The organism is Nocardia sp. NPDC047038, from assembly GCF_040644075.1.
Taxonomy (GTDB): Bacteria; Actinomycetota; Actinomycetes; order Mycobacteriales; family Mycobacteriaceae; genus Nocardia; species Nocardia sichangensis.
The window spans coordinates 865,709-882,425 of record NZ_JBEYVQ010000002.1 but is presented as its reverse complement, the minus strand read 5'-3'; the positions used below and the strand labels follow the sequence as shown (position 1 = coordinate 882,425).

The 16,717-nt window shown below is 68.7% G+C and carries 15 protein-coding genes; 7 read left to right on the top strand and 8 right to left on the bottom strand.

Features of this window, described 5'->3' with window-relative positions; genetic code table 11:
• Window positions 1–16: 16 nt before the first annotated feature.
• Window positions 17–1,555, top strand: a complete 1,539-nt coding sequence (locus ABZ824_RS12170; protein WP_356963297.1) for a Rieske 2Fe-2S domain-containing protein — start codon at window positions 17–19, stop codon at window positions 1,553–1,555.
• A gap of 54 nt (window positions 1,556–1,609) precedes the next feature.
• Here the strand turns inward: ABZ824_RS12170 and ABZ824_RS12165 are convergent, their stop codons facing one another.
• The 6 genes from ABZ824_RS12165 to serS all read right to left on the bottom strand — a co-directional run bounded on the left by ABZ824_RS12165 (window position 1,610) and on the right by serS (window position 9,150).
• Window positions 1,610–1,951 carry a hypothetical protein gene (locus tag ABZ824_RS12165; protein WP_039794242.1) on the bottom strand — a complete coding sequence of 114 codons (342 nt, stop codon included), beginning with the start codon at window positions 1,949–1,951 and terminating at the stop codon, window positions 1,610–1,612.
• A 163-nt stretch (window positions 1,952–2,114) separates the two neighbouring features.
• Window positions 2,115–3,140 carry a MauE/DoxX family redox-associated membrane protein gene (locus tag ABZ824_RS12160; protein ID WP_356963296.1) on the bottom strand — a complete coding sequence of 342 codons (1,026 nt, stop codon included), beginning with the start codon at window positions 3,138–3,140 and terminating at the stop codon, window positions 2,115–2,117.
• Between the two features lie 54 nt (window positions 3,141–3,194).
• A complete protein-coding gene (locus ABZ824_RS12155; RefSeq protein ID WP_356963295.1) occupies window positions 3,195–4,136 on the bottom strand; it encodes a DMT family transporter in 942 nt (313 codons plus the stop codon).
• A gap of 81 nt (window positions 4,137–4,217) precedes the next feature.
• Entirely contained in the window at window positions 4,218–5,762 is a 1,545-nt protein-coding gene (locus ABZ824_RS12150) for an MFS transporter (RefSeq protein WP_356963498.1), read from the bottom strand.
• A 162-nt stretch (window positions 5,763–5,924) separates the two neighbouring features.
• A complete protein-coding gene (locus tag ABZ824_RS12145) occupies window positions 5,925–7,712 on the bottom strand; it encodes a bifunctional diguanylate cyclase/phosphodiesterase (protein ID WP_355073270.1) in 1,788 nt (595 codons plus the stop codon).
• Between the two features lie 175 nt (window positions 7,713–7,887).
• Entirely contained in the window at window positions 7,888–9,150 is a 1,263-nt protein-coding gene (gene serS, locus ABZ824_RS12140; RefSeq protein ID WP_356963294.1) for a serine--tRNA ligase, read from the bottom strand.
• Window positions 9,151–9,242: 92 nt separating this feature from the next.
• On the opposite strand from serS, the gene ABZ824_RS12135 reads away from it, so the two are divergent.
• From ABZ824_RS12135 to ABZ824_RS12110, 6 genes are all read left to right on the top strand, one after another.
• Entirely contained in the window at window positions 9,243–10,943 is a 1,701-nt protein-coding gene (locus ABZ824_RS12135) for an aldehyde dehydrogenase family protein (RefSeq protein ID WP_356963293.1), read from the top strand.
• 76 nt (window positions 10,944–11,019) lie between these two features.
• Window positions 11,020–12,159, top strand: a complete 1,140-nt coding sequence (locus tag ABZ824_RS12130) for a septum formation family protein (protein ID WP_355073275.1) — start codon at window positions 11,020–11,022, stop codon at window positions 12,157–12,159.
• Between the two features lie 10 nt (window positions 12,160–12,169).
• Complete coding sequence (locus ABZ824_RS12125) at window positions 12,170–12,520, top strand: metallopeptidase family protein (protein ID WP_355073276.1); 351 nt, start codon at window positions 12,170–12,172, stop codon at window positions 12,518–12,520.
• Between the two features lie 164 nt (window positions 12,521–12,684).
• A complete protein-coding gene (locus tag ABZ824_RS12120; RefSeq protein ID WP_159849106.1) occupies window positions 12,685–12,996 on the top strand; it encodes a PE domain-containing protein in 312 nt (103 codons plus the stop codon).
• Between the two features lie 52 nt (window positions 12,997–13,048).
• On the top strand, window positions 13,049–14,221 hold the full coding sequence (locus ABZ824_RS12115) for a PPE family protein (RefSeq protein WP_356963292.1): 1,173 nt from the start codon (window positions 13,049–13,051) through the stop codon (window positions 14,219–14,221).
• A complete protein-coding gene (locus ABZ824_RS12110) occupies window positions 14,218–15,045 on the top strand; it encodes an ESX secretion-associated protein EspG (protein ID WP_356963291.1) in 828 nt (275 codons plus the stop codon). The genes ABZ824_RS12115 and ABZ824_RS12110 overlap by 4 nt, the downstream gene beginning before the upstream one ends.
• Before the next feature lie 18 nt (window positions 15,046–15,063).
• Here ABZ824_RS12110 and ABZ824_RS12105 read toward each other — a convergent pair whose 3' ends face one another.
• Both ABZ824_RS12105 and pheA read right to left on the bottom strand, forming a co-directional pair.
• Window positions 15,064–15,732 (bottom strand): histidine phosphatase family protein, encoded by a 669-nt coding sequence (locus ABZ824_RS12105; protein WP_356963290.1) that lies wholly within the window; start codon window positions 15,730–15,732, stop codon window positions 15,064–15,066.
• Complete coding sequence (gene pheA / locus ABZ824_RS12100) at window positions 15,729–16,643, bottom strand: prephenate dehydratase (protein WP_356963289.1); 915 nt, start codon at window positions 16,641–16,643, stop codon at window positions 15,729–15,731. Before pheA ends, ABZ824_RS12105 begins: the two co-directional genes overlap by 4 nt.
• Between the last annotated feature and the right edge of the window lie 74 nt (window positions 16,644–16,717).

Sequence of the window (16,717 nt, the reverse complement as noted above, 5' to 3'; positions counted from 1 at the left end):
GCAGGAGGAGCAGCTAGTGCAGATCACCAGCGTCGGACACGCCGGATTCCACATCCGCACCGCGGCCGGGTCGATCCTTTGCGATCCCTGGGTGAACCCCGCGTACTTCGGTTCCTGGTTCCCGTTCCCCGACAACACCCAGCTGGACTGGGACGAGCTGGGCGCATGCGACTTCCTCTACGTCTCGCACCTGCACCGCGACCATTTCGACGCGAAGACGCTGGCCGAGCACGTGAACAAGGACGCGACCGTGCTGCTGCCGGACTATCCCGTGCCGGATCTGCGCCGGGAGCTCGAGCAGCTGGGCTTCCACAAGTTCTTCGAGACCGAGGACTCGGTCAAGCACACGGTGACCGGCCCCGGCGGGGACCTGGACGTCATGATCATCGCGCTGCGCGCGCCCGCCGACGGCCCGATCGGCGACTCCGGGCTCGTGGTCTCCGACGGCGAGACCACCTGCTTCAACATGAACGACGCCCGCCCGGTCGACATGGACGTGCTGCAGGACGCCTTCGGCCACGTCGACATCCACCTGCTGCAGTACTCGGGCGCGATCTGGTACCCGATGGTCTACGACATCCCGGCCCGCACCAAGTCGAACTTCGGCAAGCAGAAGCGTCAGCGCGGCATGGACCGGGCCCGCAGCTACATCGAGCAGGTCGGCGCGACTTGGGTGGTGCCGTCGGCGGGTCCGCCGGTGTTCCTGGACGACGAGTTGCGCTACCTCAACGACGATCGCGGTGACGAAGGCAACATCTTCCCCGACCAGAAGGTGTTCCTGGAGCAGATGGAGATCCACGGCAACGGGGGCGGGATCCTGATGATCCCCGGCTCGGTCGCGGACGTGCGCGGCGCCGAGCTGACCTTGACCCACCCGAGCGATCCCGCCGAGATCTACGACAACAAGGCCGAGTACATCGAACGGATGGCCCAGCGCCTCGCCCCGGTACTGGAGGCCGAGAAGGCGACCTGGGAGCGCGGCGATGGCTCGCTGCTGGAGCCGCTGCGCAAAGTGTTCGAGCCGATCATGGCCCAGAGCGACGTGATCTGCGACGGCATCGGCTACCCGGTCGGCTTGGTGATCGGCGAGGAGACCGTCGTGCTGGACTTCCCCAAGCGCACGGTGCGCGAGCCGATCGAAGGCGAGGGGCGCTACCGCTACGGCTTCCGCATCGCGCCGGAGCTGGTGCGCACGGTGCTGCGCGACCGGGAGCCCGACTGGGTGAACACCATCTTCCTGTCCACCCGCTTCCAGGCCTGGCGCATCGGCGGATACAACGAGTTCCTCTACACCTTCTTCAAATGCCTCACCGACGAGCGGATCGCCTACGCCGACGGCTGGTTCTCCGAGGCGCACGACGACTCCGCCTCCACCGAACTCAGCGGCTGGGAGGTGCAGCGGCGGTGCCCGCACCTGAAGGCGGACCTGTCGAAGTTCGGTGTGGTCGAAGGCAACACGCTGACCTGCAACCTGCACGGCTGGCAGTGGGACCTGGAGTCGGGACGGTGCAAGACGTCCAAGGGCCACGAATTGCGCTCGCGCAAGTTGGACTGAATCCGAGACTTCCGGCCGGCGTTCACACGCCGGCCGGAAGCGTTTGCCAGCCGATTACCGGTCGGCGACCTCGCGGGTCAGCTTCGACGACCACGGACACCAGAAGCAGCCCGGCAGAAACGCGCCGCACGCCTCGTCCAGGTGATCGTTCACGTACATGATGCTGGCGTCGCAAACCTCGATCGCCATGGTGAAGAAGGTGATGGTGTCGGGGTCCAGATGGAAGTCCCAACCCGGGTTGTAGGGGGCGGGCATCTTCCGGATCCGGCCCATGACGTGGACGGACATCTGCTCGTCACCCGACAGGATGCGGCGTGCTTCAGCGATCCGCTGCTCGTTGGTGAGCTGGATGATGAACTCTTTGCCGGAGTAGTCGGTGAATGCGAAGAGCGCCATGTCTTCCCCTCTTGTCGATGGGTCGTGTTGGTTGGATGGCGAATCCGCACCGGTGCGGTTCGATCCTATCGGCGCATCACCGTAGATTTGCTAGAAATTTGCTAACCAGTAGATAACCGGGCTCGGGTCGGTCTCGGCGGCAGAAAAGAGGTACGCCCCGAAACTAACGCGCGGCCCCGGCCGGGATCTTGTCGCGCGCCGGCTTGCGCGGCGCTGCCCGCACCGTGCTGATCAACTCGCGGATCGCGATGCCCCCTCTGGCCACCGGCGCGGCGACACGTCCCTCGGGATCGATCAGCACGGCGGACGGCGTACCGCGCACCCGGTAACGCAGAGCGGCCTCGTTGCCCTGCTGCACGAGCGAGGGAATGTCGCCCAACCCGTGCTCGGCTCCCCACGCGGCCTGCTCGGCGGCATCGCCGTTGCCGACCGCGACGATCTCGAGGGCGTCACCGGTTCGCGCACGCCAGCGGGGCAGTTCCCGTGCCAGCGCCGCGCACAGCTCGCAGCCGGGGTGCACGAAGACCAGCAGCACCGACCTCGCCGAGGCCAAGAGATCCTCGAGCGTGGTCTTCGTTCCCTCGGGGCCGAACAGTTCGAACTCCGGCGCCACCGCACCGACGGGCAAGCCCTCAGCACCCAGCGTGGACAACGCCTGCTCGTCCACTCGGCGGCGCAGGGCACGCAGCTGGCCTGTCAACCAGACCAGCACCGCGACCACTGCGGCGACAACCGCGCAGCCGACCGCGTTGTCGGCGGGCAGGCCCATCGGAACGCGCGGATGTGTCTGCGCGCCGATGCCGACAACCACGGCGAGCGCCGCGAGAAGAGCATTGCGCACCAGCGTCCTCGGTCCGATCGGCGCCGCGCTCGCAGCACCGAAACAGGAACAGGAAGGATGCTCACCTCGCCGCAGCAAGCGCGTGATCGCCACGGTGAACACGGCGAGCAGCAGCAGCGCCGCCAGCGCCGCCGGGCCGCAAACCCATGGAAACAGCACACCGACCGCGATCATCGCCTCGGCGATCGGCAACCCCCAGGCCACCGCGGGCACCCAGCGCAGCGGCACCCCGAAATCGCTCACCGCCTGCCGTGCCGCGCCGCGATCCGTCAGCTTGCCCCAGGCCGACAGCGCGAAGACGACAGTCAGTCCCAGCCGCGAAACCCACACCCCGTATTCGATCAGCATGAGCGCACCCTCCCACATTCATGCACTTCGAACATGAATGTCGGGCGAGTGTCCTCAGGACTGCGACCGAGTCGCGATGGCGACGGCGACCAACGTCAGCACACAGCCGACGATCGCGGTGGCGGACAAGCCCGCGCTGGTCGGCGTGAGCACGTCGAGGACAACGGAGGCCAGCAACTGTCCCGCCACCGAGGTGAGCCCGAGCAGCAGCACGCCGATCCACCGCACCGCCAGGGCGGCGAGGGCGATGAAGGCGACGCCGATGAAACCGCCGGTGTAGAGCCAAGGCTCGGTCGGGAATGCGGCCGGGCCGCCCGAAGTCGCGATGACCACGGCCTCGATGACGAGCAGCGCGGCCAGGCCGACGCAGAAATTGACCATCGCCGCCGACATGGCTCCGCCGACCGCGCCCACCTTGCCGTTCACCGCTTGCTGCCAGGCCAGGCCGATGCCCGCCAGCGCGGGCAGCGCGATCAACAACACGGTCGGCGTGCCGCGCAGCGCGTCGGGCACGGAGAGACCACCGGTGGCGCGGTGGTGCCCGAATCCGGCTACCAGCACCGCCGCCACCCCGAGCGCCGCACCCACGAGACGCACCCCGGTGACGGGCGTCCGCCCACTCGGACCGAGCCCGAGCCGGTCGACGGCCAGGCTGCTGAGCAACTGCCCCGCGACGGTCGCGACGGTGAACGCGGTGACGCCGATCGCGGCGACCGTCAGCCCCTGGCACGCGACGAAGAACGCGCCGCACAGCCCGCCGAGCAACTGCCACGGCCGCAGCCCACCCTCGGCCAGAGCCAGCCGCACCCGCCGCCCACCGTCCCGCAGCCGCCCGCTCACCGCGAACGCCACCCCCAACACGACCAGTCCCACCCCGAAACTGATCGTGGCCGCGGCGATCCCATCCTCCAACCGGGCCCCCAACGCGCCGTTGATACGCCCCTGCACCGCCACCCCGGCACCGATCCCGAACCCCGCAAACAGCCCCAACCGCACTCCCGCACGCTACCCAATCGTCGAGTGGCACATCACTGCGGCATTTCGCGAGAAGCGCTCTCGATCGTGTGCCGCCCGTGGTCAGTGGCGGGGTGGGAGCCAGCGGGGAATGAGGGCGGCGATGGCGAGGATGGAGGCGCCGAGGATGGCCAAGAGGGTGGACATGGCGGCGTGGAGGGTCAGGAGGGCGGCGAATCCGAAGACCGCTAGAGCGATCACCTCGCCCAGGAGACCGGAGACCGAGGTGACGGTCGCTCGGGCGGGACCCTCGATGGCGTCTTGGAGGCGGGCGGCCGCGACGATGCCCGCGTTGTAGACGATGCCGTAGGAGATTCCGATCGACGCGAAGCCGAGGGTGGTCAGCAAGTACACCGCGTTCGGACGACCGGTCGCGAGACCGGCTATCAGCGCGCCGCCGAGGAAGAGCACGCCCGCGACACCCACCGCGATCGACATCGTCCGGCCCGACATTCCTTCGGTGCGCCCCGCCAGCACCGACCCGGTCAGCGAACCGAGCACAGTGAGGCCGACCAGCAGTGGCACGACGGCCGTCGATACGCCCGCCTCCTCCGCAAGCAAGGCGAAATACTCGTCGAACGCCGTGATCCCGAACAGCAGCGCCTCCAGCAGCACGCCGTAGCGCACCATCCGCACGCGAAGGGCCTCGCCCACACCGGCCTTCAGCATGGTGAGGTAGCGCGCGAACGGCCCCGAGTGCGCCGGGGAGGTCTCCGGATGGAATGCCGCGGGCTGCGCCGTGAAGCCCCTCGCTCCGGCACTTTCCTCCTTTGAGCCGCTCGCTCCGGCACCTTCCTCCTCCAAGGCGGTTCGAGCGACGCCGGATCGAGCGGCACGTAGCACCGTCTCCGGTGTCCGACCGCCCTCGGCGTATCTCCTTGTGACGTCCGCCTGATCATCCCGAGTCTCGTCATAGCCCTCGATCACCGAGACCGACCCGCGTACATCCGCATTCGAACCCGCGGAGCCGCCCGTCTCACCGGCCACCACGGAAGGTGGCGCGAAAGATGCCGACTCGTCCTCTTCGAGATCATCGACGTTCGCCGCGGACACCGCCTTCGGCGCGGTGGGCAGCGAGAGCGCGACCAGCGTGTGCACGGCGGCCAGACCGACACTGGCCCAGCCGACCAGGGCATAGCCACCGATGAGATACAGCGGCGTCGCGGCGACGATCGCGATGACGACGGCGGTTTCCGCACCGGCCCGGGTGTAACCGAGGATGCGCGGATATGTCGACGACGCACCGCGGGCGGCGAGATCGTCGTACAGCAACGCTTCGAAGGTGCCGGAGGCCAGAGCGCCCGAGGTACCCCACAGCACGAACCCGGCGGCGAAGCCCGTGAAGGACGGCGCCGCCGTCCACAGCGCGAAGCCCGCCGTCAGCAGAACACCGCTGAGCACGAGCAGTCCGCGCCGCGAAACCGTGTCGGCCCACGCACCGGAGGGCACCTCGAGCAGGAACGAGGTCATCGACCAGATGGCGAACAGCAAGGAGATCTGCCCCGTGCTCATGCCGTGGTCGGCGAACAGCAGGGCATACAGCGCGTACAGCGGAATCAGTTCACCGGTGCTCTTGAAGAGCACCGCCCGAACCGTCAGCGAGCGCAGACTGAAAGTACGCGCGCTACCCGTCCGACGGGCGCGCGGCGATCCAGCGAATCAATAGGCGTAGACGAGCAACCGCATGCCGATCAGCATGGCCATCCCTGCCTCGCGGCGTCAAGGGAATTACCGCTCGGGCGCGTCGAAGGGAATCGGCCTCCGCGCGAATCAGGGCAACGGCACCCAGCCGTTCGCCGGAACCGAATCTCCGTCGCCCAGCTCCCGGTCGGTGACGCCTTGGCCGATCCGGCCCTTGTTCTCGTTGAGGTCGCTGATCAGCTCCGAGACCGGATGCGAATCGCTGTAGTGATAACCCTGCGCGAGTGCGAAGCCCAGTTCGGTGAGCACTGCGGCCTGATATTCGGTCTCCACGCCCTCGGCGATGACCTGCAGGTCCAGCGCGTTGGAGAGCGCGGCGATCACGCCGAGCAAGGGCGGCGCGGGCGAATCCGAGCGGATCGCGGCGACGAAGGACTGATCGACCTTGAGAATGTCGCTCGGCAGCGTGGCCAGTCGGCTGAGCGAGGAGTATCCCGTGCCGAAGTCGTCGATGGCGATGCGCACGCCACGGTCGCGCAGGGTGTGCAGATTCTCGATCGCGGTCTGGGATTCGGCGGCCAGCTCACTCTCGGTCACTTCGAGCACCAGCTGGTCGGCGGGCCACCCCGTGGCGGCGAGGATGCCCGCCACCCGGTCGGCGTAGCCGGTCTCGGCCAGCTCCAGCCCGCTGACGTTCACGTTCAGTGTGAGATCCAGCTGGGCGAAGGTTTCCTGCAATCGGGCGGCGTCCGCGCAGGCCCGGCGCAGCACCAGTTCGTCCAGATCGGCGATGAGGTCGTATTCCTCGGCGACGCGGATCAAGCCCTCGGTGGTGACATCAGGTTGCGCGCTCGACGACCAGCGCAGCAGCGCCTCCACACCGACGGCCTTGCCGCCGCCTTCGGTCAGGCTGACGATCGGCTGGTAGTGCACGTCGAGGGCGCCCCGGTCGATCGCCTCGCGCAGTTCCACCGCCAGCGGCAGCTGCCGCGAGGACTCCAGCACCGTCCGGTTGCGTCCGGCCTGCTTGGCCCGGTATAGGCCGACGTCAGCGCGGCTGACCAGCAGCGACCCCGATTCGCCCGGCTGCCAGGAGGTCACGCCGGCCGAGCAGCCGGTGGTCACCGCGGCGCGCAGCTGTTCGGTGAGCAGGATCGCGGCCTGCTCGGTGGTGTTCGGCAGCAGCAAGGCGAACGCGTCCCCGCCGTAACGCGCCAGGCGCTGATCGGGAGCCAGCAGTTTCGACCAGGTGTCGGCCACCCGCTGCAGGACGGCGTCACCGGCGCGGTGCCCGAGATGGTCGTTGATCTTCTGGAAACGGTCCAGGTCGACCAGCACCAGCGCGAGTCCGTGCCCGGACCTGGTGGCCTGCTGGATCGCGGTGTTCAGCGCCCGGTCGAAGCCGCGCCGGTTGAGCAGGCCGGTGAGCACGTCGATGTCGGCTTCGGACGCCATCCTGGTCAGGATCCCGACGACGACGCCGACACCGAAGGTCACGCCGGCCGGGATCAGGCCCGACCACCACGGCAACCCGGGCGTCACCGGCCGCGCGGGCAGCACCCACAGGCACAGCGCCAAGGCGAACGCGATATGGGCGGCGGCCTGCGACCAGGCGAAGAACAGGGCGGCGTCGCACGCGATGAAGACGTAGAACGCCGCGAGGCTGATCGCGCCCACCGTGTTCGGGAACGAATGCACCGCGATCGTCACCAATACCGTCGCGATCGCGACATAGACGTGATGGATCGAATGCGGCAGTCGCGGGCCCCATGCGAGCAGCGTGAGACCGAGCACCAGCGCCACCGCTGCCGCCCCGCCTACCAGCGGACGATTACCCTCTTCACCAGGGGCGATGGCGGTGATCAGCAGACCGAGCACCCCGCCCATGACGTAGAACGCCCCGGTGGTCCGAGCCATGACCATAGCCGTCGCCAACGCAGACGCGGCCCGCACCCGGGTTCGGGTATCGCCGCGAGACCCGATTCCTCGCACGACGAATAGCCTAGACATAAGGAATCCCCCTGGTTGCCACATCCCGGGAATACGGCATGGCGAACCAGTAGCTATTTACCTGAACGTCATTCGTCCGTTGTCAATTCGTCGGTCGGAGCACGTCGGTACCGACGAACGGGACCAGGGCGGACGGCACCCGGACCGACCCGTCGGCTTGCTGGTGGTTCTCCAGAATGGCCACGATCCAGCGGGTGGTGGCGAGCGTGCCGTTCAAGGTCGCGGCGATCTGCGGCCTTCCGTTCTCGTCTCGATAGCGGACGGCCAGCCGCCGCGCCTGGTACGTGGTGCAGTTGGAGGTCGAGGTGAGCTCCCGGTAGGTCTGCTGCGTGGGCACCCACGCCTCGCAGTCGAACTTGCGCGCGGCGGAGCTGCCGAGATCACCGGCCGCGACGTCGATCACCCGGTAGGGCACCTCGATCGCCGCGAGCATCTCCTGTTCCCAGGCGAGCAGACGCTGATGTTCGGCGTCGGCCTGGTCGGGCGTGGTGAAGACGAACATCTCCACCTTGTCGAACTGGTGCACCCGGATGATGCCGCGGGTGTCCTTGCCGTAGCTGCCCGCCTCCCGGCGGAAACACGACGACCAGCCCGCATAGCGCTTGGGGCCGTCGCTCAAGTCGAGGATCTCGTCCGAGTGGTAGCCCGCCAGCGGCACCTCCGAGGTGCCGACCAAGTAGAGGTCGTCGTCGGCGAGGTGGTAGACCTCCGCCGCGTGCTGGCCGAGGAACCCCGTGCCCGCCATGACCTCCGGGCGCACCAGCACCGGCGGAATCATCATGGTGAAGCCGTTGGCCACCGCCTTCTGCGCGGCCAGCTGCAGCATTCCCAGCTGGAGCAGCGCGCCGTAGCCGGTCAGGAAGTAGAACCGGGCGCCGGAGACTTTCGCGCCGCGCTCCATGTCGATCAGGCCGAGCGACTCGCCGAGCTCCAGGTGGTCCTTCGGCTCGAAGTCGAACTCCCGCGGCGCGCCGACCGTTTGCAGCACGACGAAATCGGCCTCGCCACCCGCGGGCGCGCCGTCCTGCACCACGTTGGAGATGGCGCGGTGCGCGGCGTCCAGGTCCACGTCGGCGGCGTGCTGGGCGGCCTCGGCCTCTTTGACCTTGACCGACATCTCCGACGCCTGCGCCAGCAGCGCGGACCGCTCGTCCTTGCTCGCCTTACCGATCAGCTTGCCCATCGCCTTGTGCTCGGCGCGCAGGTTGTCCGCGGTGGCCACCGCGGCACGCCGCGCCGCGTCCGCCTCGAGCAGCGCGTCGACGAGAACGGGGTCTTCGCCGCGGGCGCGCTGCGAGGCGCGGACCGCGTCCGGGTTGTCCCGCAGGAATCGGAGGTCGATCATGGGCCACCAGCCTAGTAGTCGGTGTGTTGCGCTTTCACGCCGATATCCCAGGATGCGGACCATCCACCCCGGATCGCGCGCATAGTGGGTTTGTGGGCACCCCATTCGACGAGACGGCCATCGACAACGCGCTGGCCGATCTCGCGGCGGGCGAGAAAGTGTGGGCCGCGACCTCGCTGCGCCGCCGCCGCGCGCTGCTCGACGAGATCCACGCCAGGACCGGCCGCCTCGCGGAGGACTGGGTGCGCGCGGCGTGCGTCGTCAAGGATCTCGACGAGCACTCCGCGCTGGTCGGCGAGGAGTGGATGTCCGGGCCGCTGACGATGCTGCAAGCCACGGCCGCGCTGTCGGCGACCCTGGCCGCGCTGGAGACCGGGCGAAGTCCACTGGCGGGCATCACGCTGCGGGAGGCGCCGGGCGGGCGGCTGGCGGTGCCGGTATTCCCGTTCGGCGTCTACGATCGCTTGCTGCTCAACGGCTTCCGCGGCGAGGTGTGGCTGCGTCCCGGCGTCGACGCCGACGCCGCCCGTCGGCGAGCCGGACTCGCCCAGCTCGATCCCACCGCGACCGGCGGGATCGGCGCCGTGCTCGGCGCGGGCAACATCACCTCGATTCCGCCGCTGGACGCGCTGTACGAGCTGTTCGCGCACAACCGGGTGGTCGCGCTGAAGCTCAACCCGATCACCGACCCGCTGTTCACCGTGTTCGAGATGGTGTTCGAACCGCTGCTGGAGATCGGCGCGCTGCGAATTCTCACCGGCGGGGCGCAGCAGGGCGGCTACCTGGTGCGTCATCCGGACGTCGCGCACGTGCACATGACCGGCAGCGCGCAGACCCACGACGCCATCGTGTGGGGCCCCGGCGCCGAGGGCGCGGAACGCAAGCAGCACAACCGGCCACTGCTGGACAAGCCGATCAGCAGCGAACTGGGCGGCGTCTCGCCGACCATCGTGGTGCCCGGCGACTGGTCCGACGCCGATCTGCGCTACCAGGCCGAGCACGTGGCCACCCAACGGCTGCACAACGGCGGCTACAACTGCGTGGCCGCGCAGGCGGTGGTGATCGGCGCCGAGTGGGACCGCAAGGACGAGTTCCTCGCCGAACTCCGCCTGGCCATGGAGCGGGCGCCACAGCGCACGGCCTACTACCCGGGCAGCGACGCGCGGGTCGCCGACGCGCTGGCCTCGTACCCGGAGGCCGAGCGTCTCGGCGCGGGGCGGGTGCTGGTCGGCGGACTGCCGCGCACCGGCTCGCCGCTGCTGCGCACGGAGTACTTCTCCCCCGTGCTGGGCGTGGTGGAGTTGCCCTACACGGGCGGCGAGTTCTTGCAACGCGCGGTGGACTTCGCCAACGCCGAGCTGACCGGCACGCTCGGCGCGAACGTGATCGCCGATCCGACGACCATCCGCAGGCTCGGTGTCGCCTTCGACCGCGCGATCGAACGGCTGCGCTACGGCGCGATCGCGGTGAACAGCTGGACCGGTCTGGCCTTCCTCGCGCCGCGTGCCGCCTGGGGAGCCTTCCCTGGGCACACCCTCGACGACGTGCAGAGCGGTATCGGCGTGGTGCACAACGCCCTGCTGCTCGACGATGTGGAGCGGACCGTGGTGCACGGCCCGTTCCGGCCGGTGCCGCGCTCGCTGCTCGGCGGCGAACTCGCCCTCTCTCCGAAGCCGCCGTGGTTCGTCGACAACGCCACCGCAGCGACCACCGGGCGCAGGCTCACCGAGTTCTACGCCGACGCCAACCCCGCCCGATTGCCCGGCGTCTTCCTCTCGGCCCTGCGCGGCTGAATCGCTCGTGGCCCGTGCCGCGCCGATCGGGGCAGGTCGTGGCACCGCGGCACCGACACTGCCATGATGGACCGCGATGTCCTCCGAACGCATGTCCCGGTCCCCGCAGGCGCCCAAGCGCGGCGCTTCGTCGCGCGCCGACTCGGTACGGCGCTCGTTCGACTCGGCCAGAGCCGCCCTCGCCGACGGCGAGCTGCGCGATCTGCATCTGTCGGCCCACACCTTGCGCTGGGGCCTGCTCGCGGTGGCCGTCGGCGCCGTGGTGGCGGCCCTGGTGACGCTGTTCGTCACCGGCTTCGACAACGAGAAGGGCCTGGAGGCGCACAATCCCGGCGCCCCGGCGCAGCCGGTGCTGGAGAAGGAGTTCGGCACCGCGGCCAAGGGCGACTGCCTGAGCTGGACCAAGCCGGACCGATCGGACCTGGCCAAGGTGAACTGCTCGAGCAAGCACATGTTCGAGGTCGCGGCCGACATCGACATGAGCAGGTATCCGGGCAAGGAGTTCGGTCCCGGCTCGCGGTTCCCGGACTCGCTGCGCCTGACCGAGTTGAAAGAGGAGCACTGCGTGCCCGCGGTGCAGAAGTACATGTCGGGCCGGTTCGATCCGCGCGGCAAGTACATCGTCGGGCTGATGTATCCGAGCCCGGACGGCTGGCAGCACGGTGACCGCACCCTGCGCTGCGGCCTGCAGATCGCGGCCAGCGTCGGCACCCCGCCGTCGGTCGGCAGCGCCACCGAGCACGACCAGTCCAAGGTGTACGAGGCGGGCGTGTGCCTCGGCATCAACCAGAACCTGCCCACCGATCCGGTGGACTGTGCCCAGCCGCACGCCGTGGAGATCGTCTCCACCGTCGATCTGGCCGCGCACTTCAACGGGGGCCCGCCCGCGAAGGACGACCAGGACAAGTTCGTCGAGGAGGAGTGCACCCGCACGTCGACCGACTATCTGGGCGGACCGGACGTCATCCGGAACAAGACGCTCACGCTGTTCTTCGACTACATCGATGCCCGCAGTTGGATGGCGGGCAGCCGCAAGCTGGACTGCATGATCGGCAAGGGAGCCGATCGGGAGGGCTTCGCGCCGATCACCGGGTCGGCCAAGGGCGAGATCCTGATCAACGGCCAGGCTCCGGTGCCGCCGCCGAACAACGGACGTTCCACGCCCGCACCGCTGCCGGGCGCCGCGCCCCTGCCGCCGCAGCCCCAGCCCAGGTAGCCGAGCGCCGATGCCCGTGACGATGTCCGCCGACCGGTTCGAGGAATTGGTCGGCGACGCACTGGATCTCATCCCGCCCGAGCTGACCCGCGCGATCGACAACGTGGTCGTACTGATCGAGCCGCGCGATCCGGAGAATCCACACCTGCTCGGTCTGTATCACGGCATCGCCCTCACCGAGCGTGACAGTCATTACGGCGGAGCGCTTCCCGACACCGTGACCATCTACCGCGAGGCGATCCTCGAACACTGCGCCGACGAATCCGAAGTGGTGGAAGAGGTGGCGATCACCGTGATCCACGAGATCGCACACTATTTCGGCATTGACGAAGACCGCCTGCATCAGCTGGGATGGGGATAGTCTGAACCGAGCTGTATTGCGCACCACCAGCGGTGGGTGTGTAATCGGCACGGAGATCGAAAAATTGGGGATTCGATGGAACCGATCGCGTTGCTGTCGCGTCCTATCACTCGAAGGGGGAATTCTCGTGGTTCCGCCCCACAGCCACTAGAAGGAGTCGAGTCATGGTTGGACATGTACTGATCGCACCCGAAGCCATTCTCGCCGCCGCGGCCGAACTCGACCTCGTCGCCGAACGTCTGGCCGCCGCCGCGGCGATCACCGCGCCCGCGACGCACGTGCTGCCCTCCGGGGCGGAGGAAGTCTCCTTCCTCAGCGCGAGCCATTTCAATCAGGGGGCGATGTCGCACGATCGCGCGATCGCGCAGGCGATTCTGGAGTGCCACCACGCCGCGGCGACGCTGCGCATGCAGCTGGCCCAGCACGTCGCGGGCGACGTGGTCCGCGCCGCCGGCATCAGCGCCATCCAGGTGTAGTTCCGCAAGCGAGATCCATCAGCAACGCTTTTGAGCAGGGGAGAAGTCAGACATGGTTGCAGGAGTCACCGGGGTGATCTGGGCGGCGCGCCCGTCGGAGATCAATTCGGCCACACTTCACGCGGGCGCGCACGCGATTCCGATCTCGGCCGCCGCCACCGCATGGGGCGGGCTCACCGCCGCCTGGATCGACGCGACGACGACGGTCGCCAGGGTTATGGCCGAACTCGGCGTCGGAATGCAGGGCATCAACGGCATCGCCGCGCTGGGCAAGCTCACCGGCTTCCTCGGCTGGTCCGAGCAGCAGGGCGTGCAGGCGGCCGCGATGGGCGCCAAGGCCGCGGCGAACGCCACCGCCTACACCGTCGCCGCGCTGGCGATGCCGAGCCCGCCCGAGATCGCGGCCGTCAACACCGCTTTGGCCGCGTCGGCGAACCCGCCCGGCGTGTTGAGCGGTGCGTTCGAAGCCGCCGAAGTCGCCAGGAACGCGATGGACATCCGTGCCGCGCTGGTCATGGAGACCTATGAGGCCGCGACCAGCGCCATGGTCGCCACGCCCGCCGAGTTCCTGTTGCCGCCGGCGATCGCCAAGGGCGCGGGGACGGCAAGTCCCGAGCAGGCGGCGGACACGACCACCGAGGTCCCGGCCGATCCGATCCAGGCTGCCGTGGCCGCCACCCAGGCGTTCCTGAACAACCCCGGGGTGGCGAGCGCTGCCACCCAGGCCGCTCAGGCCGTCGGCTCGATCGCCACCACCGGTGTCTCCACCGTCGGAAATGTCGCGGGCAGCGCGATCGCGGCCGCCACCACCAGCTCCGCGCCCTCCTTCTCCGGCATGGCTCCCATGGCCATGGGTATCGGTGCGGCAGCCACCGCTACCGGTGCGGCGACGCGTGCCGTGTCGTTCTCCGGTCTCGGATCGGCGGCGGGCATCAGCAGCGGCTCGCTCAAGCTTCCGGAAGGCTGGGGCTCCAACGGCACGATCGGTGGCAGCACGGCTCCGGTGCAGGAGAGCGTCGCGGTCAAGGGCGTCGAGGCGGCGCCGGTCCGGCCTGCCAACACCGGCAACGGCAACCCCTTGCTCGGTAACCAGGCGCGCAGCGACGAGGACGACGAGACCGAACACGACGGCCGGGACTACCTGCGGTCGACCGAGCACTTCAACGACGGCCGCTTCACCGCCGATGGGGTCATCGGCGGTGACCTCACCGGGACGGTTAGGTGACCGTACTCGGTGCGGGCCGCAGCCCGTCGACGCTCGACGCGGTCGTCCTGTCGCTCGACGAAATGCAGTTCCTCGTAGAGAAACTGCAGATCGAGGTCCCCGTCGTCCTGAACGCGAGGGCACGGTACGACAATCTGACCGACCACAAAGCGGCGATGGACGCGGCCGCCGAGTCACTCGCCCAGCGGGAACTCCTGATCGATGATGTGCTGCATCGTGATCTGGAGAATCGGCTGCGCGCGCTGCACCGGCCCCACTGGATCATCGCGCTGCGGTTGGTCGTCGATGGTTGGGTGAGCCGCTTCTGTCTGGCGAAGGGCGTCGACCTCCCGGTCGTCGCCCTTCGGGGACAGGACTCCTACGTCATCGACGAGGCGGGAAACGACCTGCCCGGAACGGTTCTCGCGGCACTCGGCTATGCCGAGCCGCTCGAGCTGTACGGCATGAACGCCCCGACCGAAGAGCTGGCCACGATCTTCGGCGACACCGGCGACGCCGCGGCCACCGCGGAACGGCTGGCGAAGGTGGGCAACCCGGCCCAGGATGCGAAGACCTTGGCCGCGGCTCTGGTCGAGATCCACTCGTATGCCGAGATCGTCGGTGTGATCTACGGCGATGGCACCCGAGACGCGGCCGACAACCACATCGCCGTCTTCAACACGCGCGCGGGCCGATTCATCGCGACCGCGAGCAGGTCCGACGACGGCGTGAAGTGGACGTCGCTCAGCAGCGGGACTCCCGCGCGACTGCGCACGGCCGTGCAGGATCTGATCAACTTCCTACCGGAACGCGAAGAGTTCCCGCGGAATCCGAAGCTGTCTTGAAGCACCGAACGAGCGTCGCTAACCCATGGGATCGTCCGAAGTCGGTGCCACCTCGTAGCCGAACGGCGGCGTGAATCGTCCCCACCGAATGCACTCCCACCCGCCGTCCGGCATCGGTACCAGCTCGATGGTCTCGGTGTTGTCCAAGTGGTTGTTCGTGGTGAACGGCGGACGCACGTCCGAAAGCGTGCGGCCGACGAGCCGCATGGCCGCACCGTGACTCACCACCATCACGTCGCCGGGCGCGGCGTCATCCGGTGACAGATAAGTATTCCGCAGCTCCTCGATGGCGGGCAGGAACCGATCCAGCACATCCTGAGCGGATTCGCCGCCGGGCACCCGCAGCGTGAGATCGCCCTCGTGCCAGGCACGGTAGATACGCTGGAAGGTCTGGTGCGCCGCCTCGCTGTGTTCTCCCTCCAGGTCGCCGGCCTGTACCTCGTGCAGTCCGTCGAGCACCATGGCGGCGACACCGGTCGCCGCCTCGATGTAGCTCGCGGTCTGGCGCGCGCGCAGCGCCGCCGAGGAGAACAGCACCTGCGGCGGGCGGAGCAGGCCCTCACCGAACGTCTTCGCTTGTGCCGCACCGCGTTCGGTCAGGGGCAACCCGGGAATCCGGGTGTCCAGCAGCTTGGCGACATTGCCCTCGGTCTCGCCGTGCCGGACCAGAATCAACCTCCCGGTCATAGGTCGGCCATCCCCTTTCTCAGCTGGATCAACCACTCCGCGGACGCTTCGTCCGACGGTGGTGGCGTACCGGTCGCGGAAGTCGCCGGCCAAGATCCGAGAAAGCGGATCCGCGCGGTGCGGTGCAGCGCCTTGAGCGCCTCGGCCACCGCGGTGTCGTCGATGTGCCCGACGCAGTCCAGATAGAAACGGTAGGTGCCCATGCCCGTTCGGGTGGGCCGGGACTCGATCCTGGTCAGATCGATACCGCGCGTGGCGAACTCGGCGAAGGCGCGCATCAGCGAGCCCGGTACGTTCGGCAGCTCGAGCACGATCGAGGTGCGGTCGGCGCCGGTGGCGGGCGGCGCCGCGGTGGGCCGGGTGCACAGCACGAACCGCGTGATCGCCTGCTCGTGATCGGCGACCCCGGAGGCCAGCGCGATCAATCCCAGCCGCTCTCCGGCCAGGGCGGTCGACACGGCGGCGTCCGCGTGGCCCGCCACCACGTCCTCGGCGGCGGCGGCGTTGGACGCCGAGGTGTAGGGCTGCGCCTGCGGCAGATGCCGCGCCACCCACAACCGGACCTGCGCGGCGGCCACGGGGTAAGCGGCGAGAGTGCGCACGTCGGGTAACGCCGTGCCCGGCTTGCCGAGGATCGTGAAACTCACTTCGAGTTCGGTCTCGGCGACGATCTGCAGGCGCGGACCGATTGCCAGGGAGTCGAGCGTCGCCGAGATCGACCCCTCCACGGAACTCTCGATCGGCACCACCGCGCCATCCACGTCACCGGAACGGATCAGGTCGAGCGCGGCGCCTTGGCTGGGCGCGGCGATCCGCTCGACGGGCCCGGCGAAGGTTCCCGAGGATTCCAATTGAGCGAGGGCCATCTCGGTGAAAGTTCCGGACGGCCCGAAGTACGCGATTCGCGGCACGGTTACGAGATTACTTGCGCGCTCGTTCGGCTCCCCACCAATTGCGAAGGGCCTGCCGGTCCGGGTCATCTGTT

What these genes read in the sequence shown, in the direction of transcription:
- ABZ824_RS12160 (WP_356963296.1), bottom strand. Translation starts at nt 3,140, where the DNA reads ATGCTGATCGAATACGGGGTGTGGGTTTCGCGGCTGGGACTGACTGTC.
- ABZ824_RS12105 (WP_356963290.1), bottom strand. Translation starts at nt 15,732, where the DNA reads ATGACCGGGAGGTTGATTCTGGTCCGGCACGGCGAGACCGAGGGCAAT.
- ABZ824_RS12130 (WP_355073275.1), top strand. Translation starts at nt 11,020, where the DNA reads ATGTCCTCCGAACGCATGTCCCGGTCCCCGCAGGCGCCCAAGCGCGGC.
- ABZ824_RS12125 (WP_355073276.1), top strand. Translation starts at nt 12,170, where the DNA reads ATGCCCGTGACGATGTCCGCCGACCGGTTCGAGGAATTGGTCGGCGAC.
- ABZ824_RS12115 (WP_356963292.1), top strand. Translation starts at nt 13,049, where the DNA reads ATGGTTGCAGGAGTCACCGGGGTGATCTGGGCGGCGCGCCCGTCGGAG.
- ABZ824_RS12165 (WP_039794242.1), bottom strand. Translation starts at nt 1,951, where the DNA reads ATGGCGCTCTTCGCATTCACCGACTACTCCGGCAAAGAGTTCATCATC.
- serS (WP_356963294.1), bottom strand. Translation starts at nt 9,150, where the DNA reads ATGATCGACCTCCGATTCCTGCGGGACAACCCGGACGCGGTCCGCGCC.
- ABZ824_RS12145 (WP_355073270.1), bottom strand. Translation starts at nt 7,712, where the DNA reads ATGGCTCGGACCACCGGGGCGTTCTACGTCATGGGCGGGGTGCTCGGT.
- ABZ824_RS12120 (WP_159849106.1), top strand. Translation starts at nt 12,685, where the DNA reads ATGGTTGGACATGTACTGATCGCACCCGAAGCCATTCTCGCCGCCGCG.